The sequence below is a fragment of the Daejeonella sp. AP26 genome (genome assembly GCF_056680515.1).
Map to the genome: position 1 here is coordinate 198,665 of NZ_CM155286.1, position 21,434 is coordinate 220,098.

Below are 21,434 nucleotides of genomic sequence, written 5' to 3' on the forward strand. Positions count from 1 at the left end.
CGTTTGATTTAAGTCCATATAATGGAAATCGGATAGCACCAATGTGTGTAAAACGCTGTCGGGTTTTAAGGATTGCCTGAAATTCTTTCTGTTGAATTAATTAGGTTGAATATTTCCGTATTACAATTACCCGATCGACAGAAAAAGATTTGGCCTTAGGTCATTATGTGCCTGAAATAGCAAACGTTTGCGTAACATCTTTAAATAGTTGCCCTTAATTTCTCTCTACCTTCCAAAATTGGATGGGTATTCTAAAGCCCTTTTATCACTTAATTAATCCCACCAAACCATGACCCAGATCTCTAAAAGGATCCTTGAATGTTCTGCAAAGAATCTATTTACGTTCAGATTGCAGTTCAAAAGTGTTTTCAGCCAGCTCCCGAAAACAATGGAAGAGTACCCGCTAACGATAAAGTTTAACAAAATCAAATAGTCAAATTACAGTTTATGAGAGCAAGAAAAACATTCTTTCTGGCAATGCTTGTTGCAGGTACTTCTTTATTTTTCTCTTGCGAGAAAAAGGAAGAATTGTCTGCAGATTCAAGAATATACATGCCACAGGCAGTTAAGAAGCCATTTCCCCAATCGATTACTTTATCAAGTGAACCCCAATCGATGATCTATGGGGCTGCTTTCGGCGGATTGGGATCTACGACAAACGACATAACGGTTACTTTTGCTGTTGATAAGGATGCCGTCGCGGCATACAATACAGCCAATGGAAGCACTTATGAAGTTTTCCCGGATGACAGCTATACGCGAGAGGCATTAAGCGCTGTTATTCCAAAAGGCGAAGTAACTACCAAACCTTTAAAAATCAGTGTGACAGGAAGCAAATTTAACGCGGCCAAGAAATACCTTCTGCCCGTTACCATTGTAAGCTCGTCAGCAGGCACGATCAATGAGGCTATCCGCACCACCTATTATGCTATTGATAAGCTGTCGAACATTTATGATGGGGTGTACAATGTAACCGGAACCCTGGTTGATCATGTTGCACCTACCATAACAGGAAAATACCCGCTTACAATCCATCTGCGTACAGTTGATGCGAACACAGTTGAGTTCTGGAACCCTGGAGATGGCGCTTACAACCATCCGATATTAAGCGGAGGATCACCCAGTTCTTACGGAAGTTATTCACCTATTTTCAAATTAGACGCTAGCAATAAAGTTATCGAAGTGGTAAACTATTTTGGACAACCTGCGGCTAATGGCCGATCTGCAAAGCTTGATCCTGCCGGAATAAATAAATATGACCCGGCTACTAAAACGTTAGAAATAAGCTATTTCCTGGTCCATACAACTCAGGGCGACAGAGCTCTTTTTACCGAGAAATTTGTCTATACGGGCAAAAGGTAGTAGGATGCATGCTGATTTTATTAGACAACAAATTGAACACTAAGAATAGAAATATGAAAGAGAAATATACCCGGCTAATTCAGCCTGGAGTACACGCCATCGGGTTACTCTGGTTGGTAACGATATCTTTTTCGGGCTTCGCCGCGGAGCCTCGGTACGATATCAATAACGCAAAGGCTTCCTTGAAACTTAGCGCTAACCCGTTAGAAAAAGCGGTATCTGCTAATCCTGAAATTCAGCAATCCTCAAAAGCCGAGAAGATCGAAGTCAAAGGAACTGTATCTGATAACACAGGTCCATTGCCTGGGGTAACCATCAGGGTAAAGAATACCGAGCAGGGTACATCCACAAATGCAGAAGGAAAATTCACCATTTCAGTTGAACCCGGTAATATTCTGGTGTTCAGCATGGTCGGTTTTGAATCTTCGGAAGTGACTGTAGGAAGCCAAAGCACTATCAATGTGACATTAGCAGAGTCTACAAGCACACTTGAGGAAGTAGTAATAGTAGGTTATGGCGAGCAGAAGAAAGCGAATTTAACCGGTTCGGTTGCCACTATTGGGGCAAAACAATTGGTTAGCAGGCCAGTGACTTCTGTGCAGAATGCCTTACAAGGCTTAACTCCGGGCCTTACGGTACTGAACCGTCCGGGCGATGTGGGAAGTGATGTTGGTTCTCTTATTGTACGTGGCCGTACGAATTTGTCGCAACCAAGCCCAATGATTGTAATTGATGGTATTCCTGTTTCATCCAGAGAGTTCGCATCACTCAGCACCAATGATATTGAAAGCATGTCGGTATTGAAGGATGCGGCATCGGCTTCTATCTATGGTTCACGGGCGGCTAACGGTGTGATACTGGTTACCACGAAAAAAGGTGCCGAAGGAAAGATGACCATCGACCTGAGTGCAAATTATGGAATACAGTCGCCAACCAGGAGTCCGGAATATCTGGGTTCGGCAGATTATGCGATGCTTTTTAACGAAGCAATGGTAAATGCGGGCAAGCAACCGAGGTTCAGTGAAGAACAAATAGCAAAATTTGCTTCTGGCAGCGACCCTGATCTATACCCCAATACCGATTGGTATGACCGGGCACTTATTGATAATCCTGCGATTAAAGATGTACAGCTCAATTTTAGCGGGAGCACCAAGGCGACCAGCTATTACCTGGGTTTGGGCGGCCTTAACCAGGAATCATTTGTACAGGATAAGGACCAGAACCGCTATAACTTACGTTTAAACACGGAAAGCCAGGTATTGCCAGTTTTAAAAATTGGAAGTAATATTTCCTTCATCAAACAGGATTTTGATACTCAGGGTGGTGAAATGAACTGGGTTGCCTTGAACCGGCTGGTACCAACCATGGTTGCTACACATAGTGACGGGACGTGGGGGACCATAAATGCAGGTAGCGTAGATGCCACCCTGGCAAAAGACAATGTGTTACGCAATATGGCTGAATCCGGCAAAAGATGGAGCCGCGACAATATATTCCAGGCGGGGTTAAATGCCACTCTGAATCCATTTAAAGGCTTAACTGTTAAAGGCCTGGCGTCTTTGAAATATGATAACAGACAGAACTGGATTTTTAACAATGAAATGCCCGCTTTAGTCAATTTTGCGAGTCAGGCTGAGATTCCGTCCACTGCCGTGCTTCTAAACGAGATGCAGGAGCGATGGAGCAGAAGACAGAGTGTTATTGTGCAAGGTTACGCCGAGTATGAAAAAACCATTTTAAAGCATAACGCCAAAATCATGGCAGGTGCTTCACAGGAAAGTGATGTTTTCAGAAATTTATTCATTGGCAGAAAAAGGTTCCCTACTAATCAACTAGGTACAGTAGGAGCGGGCTCAAGCGACCCGGTAGATATTAGCGACGGCGCCAATAGTTCAAGTAATGTTGAATGGGCCATCCGGTCCTATTTTGGCCGTTTAAACTACGCATTTAACGACAAATATCTGGTCGAAGCAAATCTTCGTATGGACCTTTCTTCCCGTTTCCATCCCGACCACCGGGAAGCTTTGTTCCCGTCTGTTTCGGCAGCCTGGAGGGTTTCTGAAGAGGCGTTCATGAAGGATGTTTTATGGTTAGATAATTTAAAAGTTAGAGGCTCCTGGGGGATTTTAGGAAACCAGGATAACGTTTCTCCGGGTAACTACTTTTCCCTTTTGAATACTGGCTACTCATATAATTTTGATGGCACCCCGGTTGACGGGATCTGGCAGTCGCAGGGTACCAATATTTTTGCGACCTGGGAAAAAGTGCACATGAAAAACGTGGGACTGGATTTCGCATTATTGCGCGGCAAGTTGGACGTTACAGCGGAGTATTACGTGAAAACTACCAAGGATATCTTATTAAACCAGCAGGCATTAGCGACCTACGGAATTGGTATGCCAACCAAAAATACGGGGTCGACAGAGAATAAAGGAATTGAACTAATTCTTAACCATACAAATTCAATTGGTAAGGATTTCAGGTACAATGTATCGGTTAACATGAGTAAGGTTAAAAATACCATTCTCAATTTAGGCGAAGACGACGACCGGATCAGTGGGTACTGGATAGAGAAGGTAGGCGGGTCAGTGGGCGATTTCTACGGCTACGAAGCACTAGGCTTATATGCCAGCAACGATGAGGTAGCTAACTCACCTTTCCACTCCGGATCGACCAAAGCTGGTGACATCCGGTATAAGGATCAGAATGGTGATGGCCTGATTACTTTAGCCGGCGACCGGGTAGTGCTTGGTAACGATGTTCCTTCCTTTAATTATGGTGCATCTATTGGAGCCTCCTATAAAGGCTTTGATGTTGCTGCCCTGGCCTATGGCGTGTCGGATGTGAAGGTTTACCGCGATGGTGAAGCTTCATTCTCGTTCTTTAACGGAGCCGGGGTAAAACCCCTTCATTTAAAGCGCTGGACAACTGACAACCCGAACCCGAATGCTGCATATCCAAGGATGCTGATCAGTGCCGATGGAACCCAGAATTATAACTCTACCTCATCCTTTTGGCTTTTTGACGGATCGTTTGTCCGTATCAGGAGCTTGAGTGTGGGATATACTATTCCGGGAAAAATTGCTCAAAAGGCAGGCATGCAGTCGGCCAGGATGTACATTTCATCGAACAACCCTTTCACCTTTATGAGCGATGACCGTTTAACAGACTATGATCCTGAAATGGCATCGGGTCGTGGTGGATATTTAGGCGCCAAAACCTGGTCATTAGGTTTGAATGTAAAGTTTTAAGGTAACGAAATCAGAAGATCATGAATCAAAGAAAATATATACTAATTGCAGCATTAGGCGCAGTTACCATACTTGGGTCCTGCAAAAAAGACTTTTTAGAAAGACCTCCGCAGGATCAACTATCTGAGAGCACTTTTTGGACTTCAGAAAAAGATGCTTATGCGGCGCTTAACGCTATCTATTCAGGAATTGATGGCAGTGTTGAGAGTGCTATCTATGGCGACGGTGCTACGGATAATGCCCATGCGCAATACCCCTGGGAAAGCAATGCCACTGTTATCTCATTAGGTGATGTTACAACCGGCCTGAATGATGGTTTTAATTATAGCACCATCAGGACAGCGAATTATTTTTTGGAGAATGTGGATAAAACGCCAATGGATGAAGCGTTGAAAACCAGGTTTAAAGCAGAGGCGCGTTTTTTAAGAGCCTTCAGGTATGCCAATATGGTTAACAAGTTTGGTGATCTGCCCTTAATTATAACCACAGTAACACCCGAGGAGGCTGCAGTAGCCCGAACTCCGAAAGCAGAAGTCGTTAAATTCATAACAGATGAATTAGGGGAAATTGCCGCTATCCTTCCGGAAAGCTACACCGGCGGGAAAAGCAACGAAAAAGGACGAATTACCAAGGGAGCTGCGATAGCTTTAAAAGCCCGGGTGCATCTGTATAACGAGCAGTGGCAGGAAGCTGTTACGGCGGCAGAGCAGGTAATGGCAATGAATTATAATCTTTTCACTGTTTCGGCTGAAGCGGCTGAAGATCTAAAGGATGATTATGCCTCGTGGGTTACATTTGCCAATGCCAGCGAACAAGCTAAATTCCGTTTAGGCGTCCGCAGTTACGAGCAATTGTTTTGGGAGCAGAATGAGGGTAATGCAGAGGTAATTCTTGACCGCCAGCACATACAAGAGAAAGACACAAAATATAGCAATACCTATTTATTGTCTGATGATCTGGGTGGCTGGAGCTCGGTGGCTCCAACGCAGCACCTGGTTGATGAATACGGCGATTATAAAGATGGAAAACCCGTTACCACTGTCAGCTCCGCTGTAAGAGCGCAGCGCTATGCCAGCAAAGAAACTGATGCTGCTTTTTATGACGAGTTTAAAAACCGGGATCCCCGGTTCTATGCAACCATCCTTTTCGATAAAAGTCCCTGGAACAGAATCTCAGAAGCTGGCGACTATGAATTTATTTGGAAGAAAGGGGGAAACAACTGTTCGAAAACAGGATATAATTTTAGAAAATATGTGGACCCTGAATCGACCAAACAGCAGATTGACAGCTACGCAAATCATATCCTTATTCGTTTTGCAGAAGTTCTGTTAACTTACGCTGAGGCGAAAAATGAACTGAGCGGTCCTGATGGTTCTGTCTATACTGTTTTAAACAGGATTAGAAACCGGGCTGGACTGAATGATATCGACCAGGCAACTTACAATAGCAAGGAAACTCTTAGATCGGCTATCCGACATGAACGAAGGATTGAGCTTGCCTTGGAGGGACACCGTTATATGGACATTCGCCGATGGAAAGTGGCGCCAGTTGTAATGACAAATATTTTTGACATCACCAACGGACTTGTTCAGACAAGGTTATGGTATGATAAACTGTATTTAATGCCTATACCACAGAGCGAGGTTGATAGAAATCCAAAATTAGACCCTAATAATGTGGGTTATTAATAAATCGCATTAGCAGAGAAAAGCCACCTTCAAGTTTGGGTGGCTTTTTATGGACCGACGGTCATTATCAGTTCATTTATAAGTTGACACTATTTGTAGGAGACGATACCTGTAACTTTGCACCATTGGTCGCTGCCAATTTGAGCAATCCTTTAATCACTTGTTTTTGCCCTTAAATTTTACGCAAGCGTTTGCATGGCAATCCTGTAGATTAATTTCTTACATTCAAATTCTCGTTAATCGTTCGGGTGCTAATAAAGAGGCAGGTTTGAAGGAGGCGAAACCTGTCCGCCATAATATTTCAATGAAAATTAATTTCATCTACGGTTTGTCAGGGTTTCTGTTTTTCCTGCTAGCCGCGTCTTGTTCCTCTGTAAAACAAAGGACGAGTAATATCACCTCTGCCAAACAACCCAACATCATCTACATTTATGCTGACGACCTGGGCTATGGTGAGTTAGGAAGTTACGGCCAGAAAAAAATCAAGACGCCCAACTTAGATCGTATGGCTCAGGAAGGAATGCGCTTTACGCAACATTACGCCGGATCGCCGGTTTGTGCGCCTTCCAGGGCAATTTTGATGACGGGTAAACACTCCGGACACTCTTATATTAGGGGTAATCATGAACTGGGTGGTTTTGCGGATACTGCTGAACGCGGTCAAATGCCATTGCATGCAGAAAGCTTTACCGTTGCCGACCTGCTGAAACAAGCCGGTTATAAAACCGCATTGATCGGTAAATGGGGAATGGGAATGAGTAATACAGAGGGGTCTCCGCTAAAACACGGGTTTGATTATTTCTATGGCTACCTTGATCAAAAACAGGCACATAATCATTACCCAACTCACTTATGGGAAAACGATAAATGGGATACGTTAAGACAGGACTTTATCGATGTTCATAAATCAATTCCTGCCACTGCAACGGATGCTGATTTTGATCGCTTTAAGGGAAAGGAATATGCGGCGGAAAGAATGACGGAAAAAGCGCTTTCATTTATAGACCAGCAAAAGGAGGGACCATTCTTTTTATATCTTCCTTATGCACTGCCTCATCTCTCGCTACAGGTACCTGACGAATGGACAGCAAAATATAGCGGTCAGTTTGATGAAAAGCCATATTACGGGCAACAGGGTTATGCTCCCCATAAATATCCAATGTCCGCTTATGCGGCAATGATCAGTTACCTGGATGCGCAGGTTGGAATAATTATGCAAAAGGTTCAAGACTTGGGACTGGATGACAACACCATCATCATGTTTTCCAGCGATAACGGACCAACTTTTAGCCGTAGTGTGAACACCGGCTTTTTTAACAGTGCCGACGGACTGCGCGGATTAAAGATGGACTTATATGAAGGTGGAATCCGGGTTCCTTTCATTGCCCGATGGCCTGGCCATATTGCGGCGAATATAACAAGCGATTTAGTTTCGGTACAATATGATCTGCTGGCTACACTGGCCGATCTGACCGGTCAGAAAGCGCCGGTTAACGATGGCCTTTCTTTTTTGCCGGAATTGGAGGGCAGATCATTACAACAGAAAAAACACGATTACCTGTATTTCGAATATCCGGAAAAGAATGGTCAGCTGGCCATACGTATGGGCGACTGGAAGGGTGTTAAAACCAATCTGTCGAAGAACGCCTCATCTCCATGGCAGATCTTTAATTTGGGAGCAGACCGTAACGAACAAACCGATGTCGCTGCAAGTCATCCGGACCTGATTAAGAAATTTAATGCAATCGTAAAGAAAGAACACGTCAGGCCACCGTTAGCAGGCTGGGAGTTTGTTGGTGAAGTAATAAAAAACACCTCCAAATAATTGAGTATGAATCGCAGGAGCATATTGAAGGCATTATTTCTTGGTACGCCCACTTTGGCGACATCAGCTGATAGAGAGCCGGTTTTCATCGGTTTAAGGGCTGAAGATAAGGGAATCTCAGATAAGAGATGGTATGTTTTATCCGGGCCATTTGGGAGGCGGGAGTTATCGCATGGTCAGCCAGAAATGAACTGGCTGATTGAGAACAGTACATTGACCTGCATGGGTCATTTGCCCGATACAACTGCATTTTTGTCGGATTACCGGTTATCCGGTGAAGGTAAATCGTTTAAAGCTGAAATGCTTTTTACTTATAGTAACGAATTGAGTGATCAAACCGGTCAGGGCCTGCATGTTGGATTTAGGTTCTCTTCAAACGGAAATATAAATGAAGAGGCTCGGCCTATAGATGCAGGTTTGTCAAGCGACGGATCGCTATTTATCGGTGAAGATAAGAGCGATAGACTTTTGAAGGAAGAAGTTCTAAACGAACCTTTGCGGCTTGCCTTATCAGTCATAACCCAATCATCCGGAATATGCTTTGCTAAACTGAGAGCCTTTGATCGTTCAGGAAATACACTGGCAACGCTGAGTTCAACAAAATATACTTCTTCCGATTGGCAGGGGAATATTGGCGTATTAAGTGATTATACCGGTGCTAACAAATATAATCAGCCCTCAGTGGTCATTTGCAATTTTAAAATAGATGGTGAAAAGCTTGTCGAAATAGAGTTAAAAGATGAGCCGAATACTTATATAACTCAGAAATGAAAATTTAAATATTAAATAATGAACAGAAAAGACTTTTTAAAGGGCGCCGGTGCTGCAGCAGCTTCAATAGCAATACTTCCCGCGGATAGCTTATTTGCAAAAACTCTTGCAGATCAGAAGGTGCGCCTGGCTATTATTGGGGTTGGTGCCCGTGGCCTGAATCACCTGGATTTGGTTTTGCGAAGAGGAGATTCGGAGCTGGTGGCTATTTGCGATACAGACGACAAAACTTTGCAGCTGGCTAAAAACATGATCTCCAAAAGTGGTAAAAAGATGCCGCAGATCTTTACCGGAGATGATTCTGCGTGGAAAAAGATGCTTGGAGTTAAAGGCGGTCTGGACGGAATTATAATAGCCACTCCATGGGAGTTGCATAAGGAAATGATTATCAGCTCGCTCGAATCAGGAATCAAGTATGTGGGAACAGAGGTAATGCTTGGGATTACGCTTGAGGATCATTGGGATGTTGTAAAGGCAGCAGAAAAATACAATGCTCACGTAATGATGCTGGAAAATGTTTGTTACCGCCGTGATGTGATGGCGGTATTGAATATGACCCGTAAAAACCTATTCGGCGAATTAATTCACCTTCAGGGAGGTTACCAACACGATCTGCGTGAAGTTAAGTTTAACGACGGGAAAGGATATTATGGTGGCGGTGTTGAATTTGGCGAAAAGGGATATTCCGAGGCCCGTTGGAGAACCAATCACTCGGTTCACCGCAATGGAGATTTATATCCAACCCATGGCATCGGACCTGTTGCTCACTATATCAATATTAATAGGGGTAATCGCTTTCTTACCTTAAACTCATTTTCATCCAAAGCAAGAGGACTTCATAACTATGTGGTTGCTAAAGGGGGCGAAAATCATCCCAATGCGAAAGTGAAGTTTAAGCTTGGTGATGTGGTTACTACGCAGATCAATTGTGCTAATGGTGAGACTGTATTGTTGCAACATGATACAAATCTGCCAAGGCCTTATTCGTTGGGCTTCCGGGTACAAGGTACTGAAGGAATCTGGATGGATGTCAACAAAGGGATCTATATAGAAGGGAAATCTGCTAAGGCTCATCAATGGGATGAAGCCAAATCATGGCTGGACAAATATGACCATCCTTTGTGGGCCAGGTGGAGTAAAGAGACCGAGGGAGCTGGTCACGGTGGAATGGATTTCTTTGTTATACATGCCTTTATAGAAGCTATTAAACGGAAAACGGAAACTCCAATGGATGTATATGATGCCGCGGCCTGGAGTGCCATTACGCCTTTGAGTGAGCAGTCTATTGAACTGGGAAATGAAACTGTCGAATTCCCGGACTTTACAGGAGGTAAATGGATGAATAGAAAAGCGGTGTTTGCGCTTACCGATGAGTATTAACAAACCGGCATCTCAACAATAATTGGTTGGGGTGTCTGGTTAATTTTGATGTCCGGACTTTCAACATTATCCTGGTTATCGTTGGATAGTTATAATTGCGGTCTGGACATAGCGGGACTATTAGAAGAAAGAGGAATGAAGAAGATTATTTTCGGTCTATTATTGCTTGCCTTATATTCCTGCGGAGGGACGAAAACCAGCAATTCAAATCTTCCATCGAAGTTGGAGGACAGCGCTTCCTGCCATACTAATATGCCTGCAAGATTCACCGCTTTGTCACCTGATCATTCAAACATTAAGAAGGGTACCGCCGAGTACTCAGGCATGATATGGGTTGAGGGGGGTACTTTTAATATGGGTGCGGATGATGGTGAAGGGCGGAAAGACGAATACCCGGCGCATCGGGTTCAGATTGACGGTTTCTGGGTAGACGAGACTGAAGTGACAAACGCACAATTTGCGGCCTTTGTTAAGGCGACAGGCTATACCACTGTGGCCGAGCGTAAACCCGATTGGAATGAATTGAAAAAGCAGTTGCCTCCCGGAACGCCCAAGCCTGATGAGGACGTTTTAGTTGCGGCATCGCTTACTTTCAAACAACCTGGTCGACCCATTCCATTGAATAACGCTTCTCAATGGTGGGAGTGGACGCCTGGAGCCAGTTGGAAACATCCTCAAGGGCCGGCAAGCAATATAAAAGGTAAAGAAAATCATCCAGTTACCCAAGTGGCCTGGGAAGATGCGAGTGCCTATGCCAAATGGGCTGGTAAACGCTTGCCTACCGAAGCAGAGTGGGAATTTGCAGCACGTGGAGGATTAAAAGATCAAAAATATCCCTGGGGTAACGAGGCAGTTGAAACCGGGAAGCCCAAGGCGAATACCTGGCAGGGACAGTTCCCGGTTCTTGATAAGAAGTGGGACGGTTTTGGAAGCACTTCGCCGGTCAGATCATTCGAACCAAATGGCTACGGACTTTATGATATGGCCGGGAATGTCTGGGAGTGGACTTCCGACTGGTATGCTGAGGACTATTACCAAAGTTTAGAAGGGAAAACTACGGGCAATCCTCAGGGACCAGATAAAAGCTTTGACCCGAATGAACCTACGGTACCTAAGAAAGTAATCCGCGGAGGTTCGTTCATGTGTCATGATTCTTATTGCAAAGGTTACCGGGTAACGTCTAAAATGAAATCCTCATCCGACTCAGGTTTAGAGAATACAGGTTTTCGGTGTGTGGTAAATTGACATTATCGATCATACTATCAAATTGTCGAACTGGGGCGGGCAAATGCTTCAGGCGGGATTATAGGGAATAAAAGTTACGATAACTAGTTGGTTAGCTTATAGTTTGGTTAACTGCATGATGCCTATTGTCCTGTTCCAACCAGGTTCTTACTTGATTCAGAATTGATGGAAGCGGCGGAATTAATTTATAACAGGCGAAATATATGCTATGGAGTTTTTGATAGCTGGGACAGATGAAGAAAATGTCAAAAAGTATTACAGCTTTTTTCACAAAGTGTTAATGGTAAGTTTTTAAATGAAAACTAAAAAGAAACTTCTTATAGTATTGCTGGGGTGTATAATCTTATGGACTTATAAAAGTGATGGTATTAAATCCATTGCATATTATGGTGATCAGTTTTATACAGCATATGCAGATACAACCAATAAATATGTTGACTGGAAAGTGGCAGGAGGAAGTAGGGAAAATATTAAATATTCACGTCTTAAACAGATCGATACCTCCAATGTGAACAAATTAGAAGTGGCTTGGGTATATCACTCAGAAAAAAAAGACACTTCCAAATTTGGCTCTATGCAGTGCAATCCAATCATAATCGATAAAGTACTTTACGGAGTATCTCCAAGATTAAAGTTGTTTGCCATAGATGCTGCGACAGGAAAGGAAAAGTGGCATTTTGATCCCGCTGATTCGATAAATAATAGATTTTGGCATCGCAAAAGTGTCAATATGAATAGGGGGGTAGCATATTGGGAAGAAGGTTCAGATAAGCGAATTATTTATACTGTAGGACCTATTGCCTTTGCTGTTGATGCAGTAACCGGAAAACTCGTAAATAGTTTTGGCAAAGATGGAGGAGTAGATCTGAGAAAGGGTCTGGGAAGAGATGAAACTAAGATGTTTGTAGCCCCTACTTCTCCAGTGATGATCTATAGAAATATGTTTTTTTTAAGTGGACTTGTCAGTGAAAACACCCCAGGACATATTCGCGCTTTTGATGTTAAAACGGGTCAGCAAAAATGGATTTTTCATACGATTCCGCAACCAGGTGAACCTGGGTATGAGACCTGGGAGGATAAAACTGCTTACAAAAGAATGGGTTCGACTAACAGTTGGTCAGGCTTTAGTCTTGATGAGAAAAGAGGTATTTTATTCGCAGGAACAGGCAATCCGAGCAATGACTTTTACGGCGGCGACCGATTGGGAAAAGGATTGTATGGGAATTGCGTACTGGCCATAGATGCTTTTACAGGAAAGCTTAGATGGTATTTTCAAGCCGTACATCATGATGTATGGGATATGGATATTTCCAGCCCTCCAATATTGACTACCATTACACGTAATGGGAAGAAAATTGATGCTGTTGCGCAAACTACTAAAACAGGGCATATTTTCGTTTTCGAAAGAGTTACCGGTAAGCCACTTTTTCCTATTGTAGAAAGAAAGGTCATAAGCAGCACCCCTATATTAGGAGAGAAGCTTTGGCCGACTCAACCTTTCCCAGTTTTACCGAAGCCTTTTGCAAGACAAATCTTAACGGAAAAAGACCTTAATACGCTAGTTAGTGACTCTTCCTATCAGGACATTAGAAAAAGATTCAAATCTTATCGTTCGCAAGGTATTTATACACCTCCTACCAAGGAAGGTAGTATCGTATTCCCAGGTTATGATGGTGGAGGCGAGTGGGGAGGTCCGGCATTTGATCCGGAATCAAACATCTTGTATGTCAATGCAAATGAAATGGCCTGGGTACTAAATCTGGTAGAAGAGGAACAACAGAAGACGGGAATTAGAAGCAATTTGGAGGCAGGTGCTAGTTTATATAGTAAACATTGCATGGGGTGTCACGGACCTGAACGCTTAGGAGCAGGTGACTATCCCTCTATTGTAGGGGCGGGTAAGAAATATAATTTGATTCAGTTCAATGAACTGCTTTCAACCGGACGACGGATGATGCCTGGATTCAACCATTTAACAGCGGAGGAAAAAAAAGCAATTGGATCATTTGTTCTTAACCTTAAGTCAGAACAGGCAAAGCCATATAAGGGGCCTTCAGATATGAAGGTAACATCCAAAAAGGACCCTAAACCAGCTTATACTTTTACGGGATACAATAAATTCTTAACGAAAGAAGGATATCCTGCTATAAGTCCACCATGGGGAACATTAAACGCTATAAATTTGAGTACAGGCAGCTATGAATGGAGAATTCCTTTAGGTGAATTCGAAGAACTGAAGAAAAAAGGAGTTCCGCCAACTGGCCGGGAAAATTATGGCGGGCCGGTGGTTACAGCAGGAGGGCTTATATTTATTGGAGCTAGTGCTGATGGAAAATTCAGGGCGATAAATAGTAAAAATGGTAAGATTCTGCTCGAAGTTGATCTGCCCGCGCCTGGAGTTGCAACACCTGCGGTTTATTCAATCGACGGGAAACAATATGTGGTAATAGCCTGCGGCGGATCAAAATGGGAAGGAGGCAAATCTGGAGATGCTTATGTTGCATTCTCGTTACCGGAAAATTAACGATTTGGTTTGCTTGATTTTCCTATTGGCACTAGCAAGCAGTGACCACTTTGCAAAGTAAGTTAATATCATACCGCGACCTAAAATTTGAAAAGAGGCTTAAATGGCAACTCCCACAGGCTGGCAGGAATTCAATAATTCTATTGACGATCTTCTGAGTAACAATTTTTTGTTCGTGCTTTAATAACACTTACGGAGGGAAAAAACCTTGCGCTTTCAAAAGAAGGCTATGAAAAGGCCGCTAATGTAAACTGGTGATGGAACGTTGGTTTGTCGCCGGCATTTATTGACCGGTCATGCAATCTGTTCTAAAGCCATGCGTTGGAAAAAAAATAGCAAAGGTGGGTGCGAGCCAACTTTTTATGAGCATGAGCATATACGTCAATGTGGGTTACTCTTAAAATGAAACGGGTGGACTACTCTTGCCGACGGTGTAACCACCGGCTTGGCACTGCAATAGAAATACACCACAAATCTGCCAATTAAATAAGACCAAGGAATGAAAAGTAAACTATTAACTATTTTAATCTTGCTTCTGGCGTTTCGGGTCATCGGCCAGCAAAAACCAAACATTATCATTTTTATGGTTGACGATATGGGCTGGCAGGATACTTCCGTTCCGTTTGGAGACCAGGTTACCGAGTTAAACAAGCGGTACCATACACCCAATATGGAGCGTCTTGCAAAAGAGGGTATGAAATTTACCAACGCGTACGCGACGCCTGTTTGTACACCCACGCGCACCAGTATGCTTACGGGCATGAACGCGGCCCATCATGGTGTGACCAACTGGACTTCGCCCCAAGGAAATAGCCCAACCGATAATGCCGACACGCAGTTGAATCCGCCAAAATGGAACCATAATGGTTTAAGTCCGGTAGCAGGTATTGACCATACTGTTTATGCCACGCCCTATCCGAAGGTGTTAAAAGATGCCGGATATTTTACGGTACACGTTGGCAAAGCACATTGGGGTCCGGCCGGAACGCCTGGAGCTAATCCTTATAATCTTGGCTTTATGGTCAATATTGCGGGCCATTGTGCTGGCCATCCGCAAAGCTATTTAGGGCTAGAGAATTATGGCAACATATCCGGTAAAGCTGGATTGCAGGCTGTGCCCGACCTACAGGAGTACCATGGAAGCGATATTTTTTTGAGCGAAGCCCTAACTCTTGAAGCTTTGAAAACTTTGGAAAATCCGATTAAAAACAAACAACCATTTTATTTGAACATGGCACATTACGCCGTTCACGTTCCCATCCAGGCAGATAAACGCTTTATTCAAAAATACCTGGATGCTGGTTTGGAAGATATCGAGGCAGGTTACGCATCCTTGCTTGAGGGAATGGACAAAAGCCTGGGCGATATATTGGATTACCTGAAAGCTAAGGGCGTTGAGAAAAATACCATCATTATTTTTATGAGCGATAATGGGGGATTAAGTACTCCCGGGAATCGGGGCGGCGAGTCGCATACCCAAAATTTGCCGCTTAAGGCGGGCAAGGGCTCGGTATACGAAGGCGGTATTCGCGAACCTATGCTGGTTAAATGGCCGGGTGTAGTTAAACCGGGTTCTGTCGCCATACAACCTGTAATTATTGAAGATTTTTTTCCAACTATCTTAGAGATGGCGAAGGTAAAGAAGTATAAAACAGTGCAGTCAATAGACGGGCAAAGCTTTTTGCCTATTCTGAAAAACCCACTTTATACAGATACCAGCAGAATTTTGATTTGGCATAGCCCAAATAAATGGACTACACCAGATGGGCCGGGTATCAACTTCAGATCGGCCATACGACGGGGTGCTTGGAAACTTATTTATAATATGCGTTCGGGAACCTCAGAACTGTATAACCTGGAAGAGGATATTGGCGAACACGTCGATCTGGCTGCTAAATATCCTGAAACGGTAACGATGCTTTCAAGTTTGCTTTCTGATCAGTTGCGGAGATGGAAATCACCAATGCCATCTTTTAAAAAAAGTGGGAAAAGCGTTCCGCTAGCGGATGAATAATTAAAATGCCTGGCTGGCTAACCGCTATTATCAACCATGCAAATATTTGAATATCAATATATGCTTATGAGTCAATGGAGTCATAGCGTATTCTCACCTCTCTAATTTAACAGAATGCTATTCTCTAAAAAAGTACTCTTCTCGCTCCTCTTATTGATTTTACAATGCAGTGTGCGATTTAATGCCGAAGCCCAACAAACAGTTAAGCTACAGCTGCTATCAGGAGAAAATTGGTGGGGCGGGGCAGGTCAATACGGGTATAAAATGCCCTTCGATAGTAAAAGCAATTTCACCTATAACCTCTATGGCGACGCATCCGGCAATCAATCTTCGCCAATGCTTATTTCTAGTAAAGGACGATGGATTTGGTCAGATGAACCGTTTCGCTATCAATTTAAAAACGATTCCCTGGTGGTGATATCGCAAAAGGAAAAAATCCTGCTAGGCAAGGCTGGTAATAGTATTGCCAGTTCATACCGTTTTGTATCGAAGCGATTCTTTCCCAGCTCTGGCCATTGGCCAGACTCCTTATTAGTAACCGCTCCTCAATATAATTTATGGATCGAACTGCAGTACAACCCAAATCATGAAGACGTACTATTGTATGCAGATAATGTACTGAAGAATGGTTTTCCGGCCGGTGTATTAATGATCGATGACAACTGGAGTAACTATTACGGTGAGTTCGATTTTAATAAGGATAAATTTCCCGACCCCAAGAAAACTATCGCGGCATTACAGGCGAAAGGGTTTAAAGTAATGCTCTGGATCAGTCCCTTCATCTCACCCGACAGCGAAGTTTTCAGGGAACTTCAAAAAAGAAAGTTGTTGCTAATGAATAATGAATCAGATGACAAGAAGGTTTGGAAAGATGCAAAGAAACCTCTATTGATTGAGTGGTGGAACGGCTATTCTGCTTGCCTTGATTTAACAAATCCGGACACTAAAGAATGGCTTATCAGCAAGTTGAAATTCCTCCAAAAAGAATATGGGGTGGACGGTTATAAATTTGATGCCGGAGATTCTTATTTCTACGACAATAAAAATTTGCTTTCTTATCAGGAAGCAGCGCCTAATGATCATTCAGAAGACTGGGCTGAGGTCGGTTTATCATTTCCGCTAAATGAATACCGTGCTATGTGGAAGATGGCTGGTCAGCCTTTGGTACAACGCCTGGGCGATAAAAGCCATGATTGGCACGATTTGCAAATGCTTGTTCCAAATACCATTGCACAACAATTGTTAGGTCATACCTTTACATGCCCCGACATGATTGGCGGTGGGCAAATCGATTCCTTTGTGCCGGGTGCAATAATCAATCAAAAGCTCGTGGTGCGGTCGGCACAGGTGCATGCAATGATGCCGATGATGCAGTTTTCTGTAGCACCCTGGCGTATCTTAGATTCATTGCACTTAAATGCTATTCAGGAAGCTGTGGCCTTACGACAAAAAATGATGCCGCGAATTATGAATGTGCTGCGCCGGGCGGCCGAGCATGGTGAACCAGCATTACGATCATTAGAATATAATTATCCGAACCGAGGCTATGAGAAGATAACTGACGAATTTATGCTTGGCGATGATATATTGGTAGCTCCTGTGATTTCGGAAAAAAATGAAAGGACAATTGTGTTGCCTCCGGGGAGATGGGTCTATAAGAATAAAAGATGGAAAGGAGGAAGAAGTTATCAGGTTAAAGTTAGTTTGGAAGAGATTCCTGTTTTTATCAAAGATAAACAAGTATCAAAATAAAGAGAATCCCAAATAACGCTTCTAATGATGGGAGTGGACGTCTGGAGCCCGTTGGCAACATTCTTAGGGTCCGGGAAGCAATATAAAAGGTAAAGAGTATCACCCGCTAACCCAGGTAGCTGGAAAGAAAGGCTACCGGGTTACTTCGAAATGAATCCTCGTCCAACTGGGGGTTAGAAAATACTGGGTTTCGTTTCGTTGCCAACTAACTATATTGTCTTGGTATCGAATTTTATTAGTTACTTTCAATCGGTTTAACTTCTTCCTCAAAAAGATCAAGAGGCTTATCCAGAAGGACTGCAATGACCGTCATAACCGGGTCTAGCTGATCTTCCGGAATGTCGATATACAAAGTGCCGGGAATCTCACTCCAGTATTGCTTATTTAAAATTTGATGTGGTAACAATGTTCCATTCCCTGCAATCCTAACCCTCTGAATCTTGTTTTTTATCCCTTTGATGGCTATGGGGCCAGTTGGTTTGCCATCTACGAATAAGTAAAGTGTTTGCCTGTCTGCCGACAAAGTGCTTGGACCGGTGTAGTAGCCATGCGGAAGTGCCTTCAAGCTTTCATCAATTGCTTCACTATGTTTTACAGTCCAGCGGTTTAATTGCTCAAGTACCTTTTTCTCTTTTGCGGATGCTTTGTCAATCGCGGGTATCAAATTCTTGTGCAAGGGGTTTCTGCCCGCAGATAGGTCATCTGCTAATGCATAGACCATTTGTGTTGCCGGAGGATTTCCGGATTCTTTCACGGCATCTTTAAGGAGCTGATTGTAATTGGCAAAAGTGGGTTGCTCAGCAGAAAATTTGGCTGGCTGATCAAACTGAAGTGCGATAACGGTTGCTACCGTATCCAGATCTTCCGTGCGAATATCGATACTGATGATACCCATCTCTTTATCACTTTTATAATCGAGCTTTCTATTGCTGCCAATTACCTTTACTGATTTTGGAGATGATTGTAAGTTTTTAATCTGGACAGGGCCTGAAGGTACGGTCTCAACAAAAAGATAGATCGTCTTGCCATCTGCGCTCACCGTAGTTTTCCCGTGGAAATTATTTTGTGCGATCCCAGCTCTGGTTCCAAAAACGGCCTCCGCATGTTTTTTGTTCCACCGCCCTAGTTCTTTTAGTATGTTCACTTGTTCATCGGGAATAGTACCATCAGGCTTCGGCCCAATGTCTAACAATAAGTTTCCCCCGTTGCTGATGCAGTCAATAAATATCCGGATGATCTGGTTTGGCGTCTTGTAATTACGGTCATGTTGCTGATATCCCCATGAATCATTCATTGTTAAACAGAGCTCCCAATATTTATCTGCCGGTTTAACAACCGGAACTCCCTGTTCGGGGGTAGAATAGTCTCCATAACCTTTCAGACGAGAATTAACAATAACATCCTTATTATATTTCTGCAGCAGCTTTTGTACCTCAGGGGCCTGCCATTCTTCAGCGCTGTGTTCCCAATCACCGTCAAACCAGTAGAGATCAGGATTGTAACGACTGGAAAGTTCTTTAAGCTGACCCTGGTAATAATTTAAATATCTGTTCCATCGTTTGGGCTCAGCTGTAATGTCATAGCGTTTTTTAATCTTGGTAAAAACGTCATAGTCAGAATGACTCCAATCCGGAAGTGAGTAATAGATCCCGGTCTTTAGCTTTTGCTGACGTAAAGCCTTAACGAAAGGCGTCAATACATCGCTTTTTGCCGGCGTATGTTGTTTCGTGTTGATGCCTCCCATTTTGCTGTCCCATAAAGAAACACCGTCATGATGTCTTGAAGTGATCACTGCATATCCAGCACCACTCTCTTTGATCAGTTGCGCCCACTCTTCCGGATTATAATTCTTAGCTGTAAAACCGTTTAACTGTTTCATGTAATCGTCATGGCTAATGTAATTATTGAAAAAAGCCCATGATTCAGGAATGCCGTTGACACTATAAATTCCCCAGTGAACGAATATGCCAAGCCGGGCATCTTCAAACCAGTCCATTTTGGAGGACTCGGTCTTTTGAGAAAAAGAAGGCATAGCTATAAAGAGAAGAATAGAAAAAATGAGGGTCTTAGAATTTAATTTCATATCGCATTAGGATTAATTTCTTAGGTCTTTAGATTGACCTCGTTCCTGATTCAAACATATCTATAAATTTTCAAGCGAGCTGGAAAAAACTTGAATAATGTGTGCGCGCACAGAGTTTGTGATTTCTTTAAATCGGCCAGCAAAATCTTGGAGTATGTTAATTGACCATAGTTCGAAAACTTATCTATATTAGTTCGAAAACTTATTAATGGAAAAAACCTTAACATTAATCTGAGCAAATGACACAATCAAAGTATTATCTCGTCTTACTATTATTCTTAATTCACGTATCTGAGGTTCGGGCACAGAACAAGATTGAAAATCTCATCATTATCACTACGGATGGTTTACGGTGGCAGGAAGTATTTAAAGGTATGGATTCGGTTATTGTTGATGAAAAGAAATACAACCAGGGCGACAGCAGTTACATCTATCAAAAATACGGAGCAGCATCTCCTGATGAGAGCAGAAGAAAATTACTTCCTTTTCTTTGGGAAACTGTTGCAAAAAGCGGGCAGATCTACGGCAATCGCCAGTTTAACAATAGGGTTAATAATGCAAATCCGCATTGGTTTTCCTATCCAGGATATAGCGAGCTTTTTACCGGTTATGCAGATCCTAAGATAAATTCAAACAGTTATAAAAGTAATCCACATCTCACAGTATTGGAGTTTTTACATGGGCGTCCTAAATTTAAGAACAAGATAGCAGCATTTGGTGCGTGGAATGCGTTTGACCGCATCTTAAATGAAGAGAGAGCCGGGTTTCCAGTTGTTTCAGCTTTTGACCCAACAGGAGGGAAATCTCCCACCAGGCGGGAACAACTCCTCAATAAAATGCTTGCCGACAGCTATAAGCCGTGGGGTGAGGCGGAGTGCCTGGATGTTTTTACTCATAATGCAGCGATGGAGTACATGCGGACTAAACATCCTAAAGTTCTCTACATAGCTTACGGTGAAACCGATGAGTGGGCTCATGCAGGGCAATACAAGTCTTATCTCGATGCCGCACACCAGGTGGATAAATGGTTGGCTGATATTTGGAGCTATATTCAGAAGACCCCAAATTACAAAAACAAAACGGCCATGTTGATTAGTGTCGATCATGGACGAGGAGATAAGAACAAAAGTCAGTGGACCGATCATGGCAGTAACATCTCTGGCGCAAGTGAAACTTGGTTTGCTGTAATAGGTCCGGAGATTATTGCCAAAGGTGAGGTAAAACAGGATATGCAACTTTATCAGCAGCAACTTGCCCAAACAATAGCTATCATGTTTGGCTTAGAATTCAAAGCGGATCACCCGGTCTCTCCGGCTGTAGATATAAGATGACGGCTGATTCTACCTGGCGGTATTTATTGCCGGGGTTTTTTATCTAAGTTCTTTTAGATATTTCGTCCTATATGAGGCTGCTGAGCTCTTTTGATTCCGCATTTCCACTGCCGGGTAATCATCAATTGGATCTGAAATCTTAATGCTTGATTAATTTTTATAAACGAAGCTTAATTTAAAAACAATTTATAAATTGTGTCCGCACACA

12 protein-coding genes are annotated in these 21,434 nt (G+C 43.1%); 11 read left to right on the forward strand and 1 reads right to left on the reverse strand.

Features of this window, described 5'->3' with window-relative positions; translation table 11 throughout:
• Positions 1 to 447 precede the first annotated feature (447 nt).
• The 10 genes from AC1MCB_RS00780 (at position 448) to AC1MCB_RS00825 (ending at position 17,812) form a co-directional block, all read left to right on the forward strand.
• Positions 448 to 1,362, forward strand: a complete 915-nt coding sequence (locus AC1MCB_RS00780; RefSeq protein ID WP_479966839.1) for a DUF1735 domain-containing protein — start codon at positions 448 to 450, stop codon at positions 1,360 to 1,362.
• Positions 1,363 to 1,415: 53 nt separating this feature from the next.
• Complete coding sequence (locus tag AC1MCB_RS00785) at positions 1,416 to 4,613, forward strand: SusC/RagA family TonB-linked outer membrane protein (protein WP_479966840.1); 3,198 nt, start codon at positions 1,416 to 1,418, stop codon at positions 4,611 to 4,613.
• Positions 4,614 to 4,633: 20 nt separating this feature from the next.
• Positions 4,634 to 6,301, forward strand: a complete 1,668-nt coding sequence (locus AC1MCB_RS00790) for a RagB/SusD family nutrient uptake outer membrane protein (protein WP_479966841.1) — start codon at positions 4,634 to 4,636, stop codon at positions 6,299 to 6,301.
• Between the two features lie 304 nt (positions 6,302 to 6,605).
• Positions 6,606 to 8,126, forward strand: coding sequence for an arylsulfatase (locus tag AC1MCB_RS00795; protein WP_479966842.1), 1,521 nt, complete (start codon positions 6,606 to 6,608; stop codon positions 8,124 to 8,126).
• A gap of 6 nt (positions 8,127 to 8,132) precedes the next feature.
• Entirely contained in the window at positions 8,133 to 8,897 is a 765-nt protein-coding gene (locus AC1MCB_RS00800; protein WP_479966843.1) for a hypothetical protein, read from the forward strand.
• An 18-nt stretch (positions 8,898 to 8,915) separates the two neighbouring features.
• Positions 8,916 to 10,277 carry a Gfo/Idh/MocA family protein gene (locus AC1MCB_RS00805; RefSeq protein ID WP_479966844.1) on the forward strand — a complete coding sequence of 454 codons (1,362 nt, stop codon included), beginning with the start codon at positions 8,916 to 8,918 and terminating at the stop codon, positions 10,275 to 10,277.
• Positions 10,278 to 10,412: 135 nt separating this feature from the next.
• Positions 10,413 to 11,522, forward strand: a complete 1,110-nt coding sequence (locus AC1MCB_RS00810) for a formylglycine-generating enzyme family protein (RefSeq protein ID WP_479966845.1) — start codon at positions 10,413 to 10,415, stop codon at positions 11,520 to 11,522.
• A 295-nt stretch (positions 11,523 to 11,817) separates the two neighbouring features.
• Entirely contained in the window at positions 11,818 to 14,046 is a 2,229-nt protein-coding gene (locus AC1MCB_RS00815; RefSeq protein ID WP_479966846.1) for an outer membrane protein assembly factor BamB family protein, read from the forward strand.
• 499 nt (positions 14,047 to 14,545) lie between these two features.
• Positions 14,546 to 16,060, forward strand: a complete 1,515-nt coding sequence (locus tag AC1MCB_RS00820) for a sulfatase (protein WP_479966847.1) — start codon at positions 14,546 to 14,548, stop codon at positions 16,058 to 16,060.
• Positions 16,061 to 16,174: 114 nt separating this feature from the next.
• The gene (locus AC1MCB_RS00825) at positions 16,175 to 17,812 is read left to right on the forward strand and encodes a glycoside hydrolase family 31 protein (RefSeq protein WP_479966848.1); all 1,638 of its coding nucleotides are present in this window, start codon (positions 16,175 to 16,177) and stop codon (positions 17,810 to 17,812) included.
• 235 nt (positions 17,813 to 18,047) lie between these two features.
• Here AC1MCB_RS00825 and AC1MCB_RS00830 read toward each other — a convergent pair whose 3' ends face one another.
• Positions 18,048 to 19,895 carry an alpha-L-fucosidase gene (locus tag AC1MCB_RS00830; protein ID WP_479966849.1) on the reverse strand — a complete coding sequence of 616 codons (1,848 nt, stop codon included), beginning with the start codon at positions 19,893 to 19,895 and terminating at the stop codon, positions 18,048 to 18,050.
• A 239-nt stretch (positions 19,896 to 20,134) separates the two neighbouring features.
• Between AC1MCB_RS00830 and AC1MCB_RS00835 the strand changes: the two genes are divergently transcribed.
• On the forward strand, positions 20,135 to 21,226 hold the full coding sequence (locus tag AC1MCB_RS00835) for a phosphoglyceromutase (protein ID WP_479966850.1): 1,092 nt from the start codon (positions 20,135 to 20,137) through the stop codon (positions 21,224 to 21,226).
• The last annotated feature ends 208 nt before the right edge of the window (positions 21,227 to 21,434 follow it).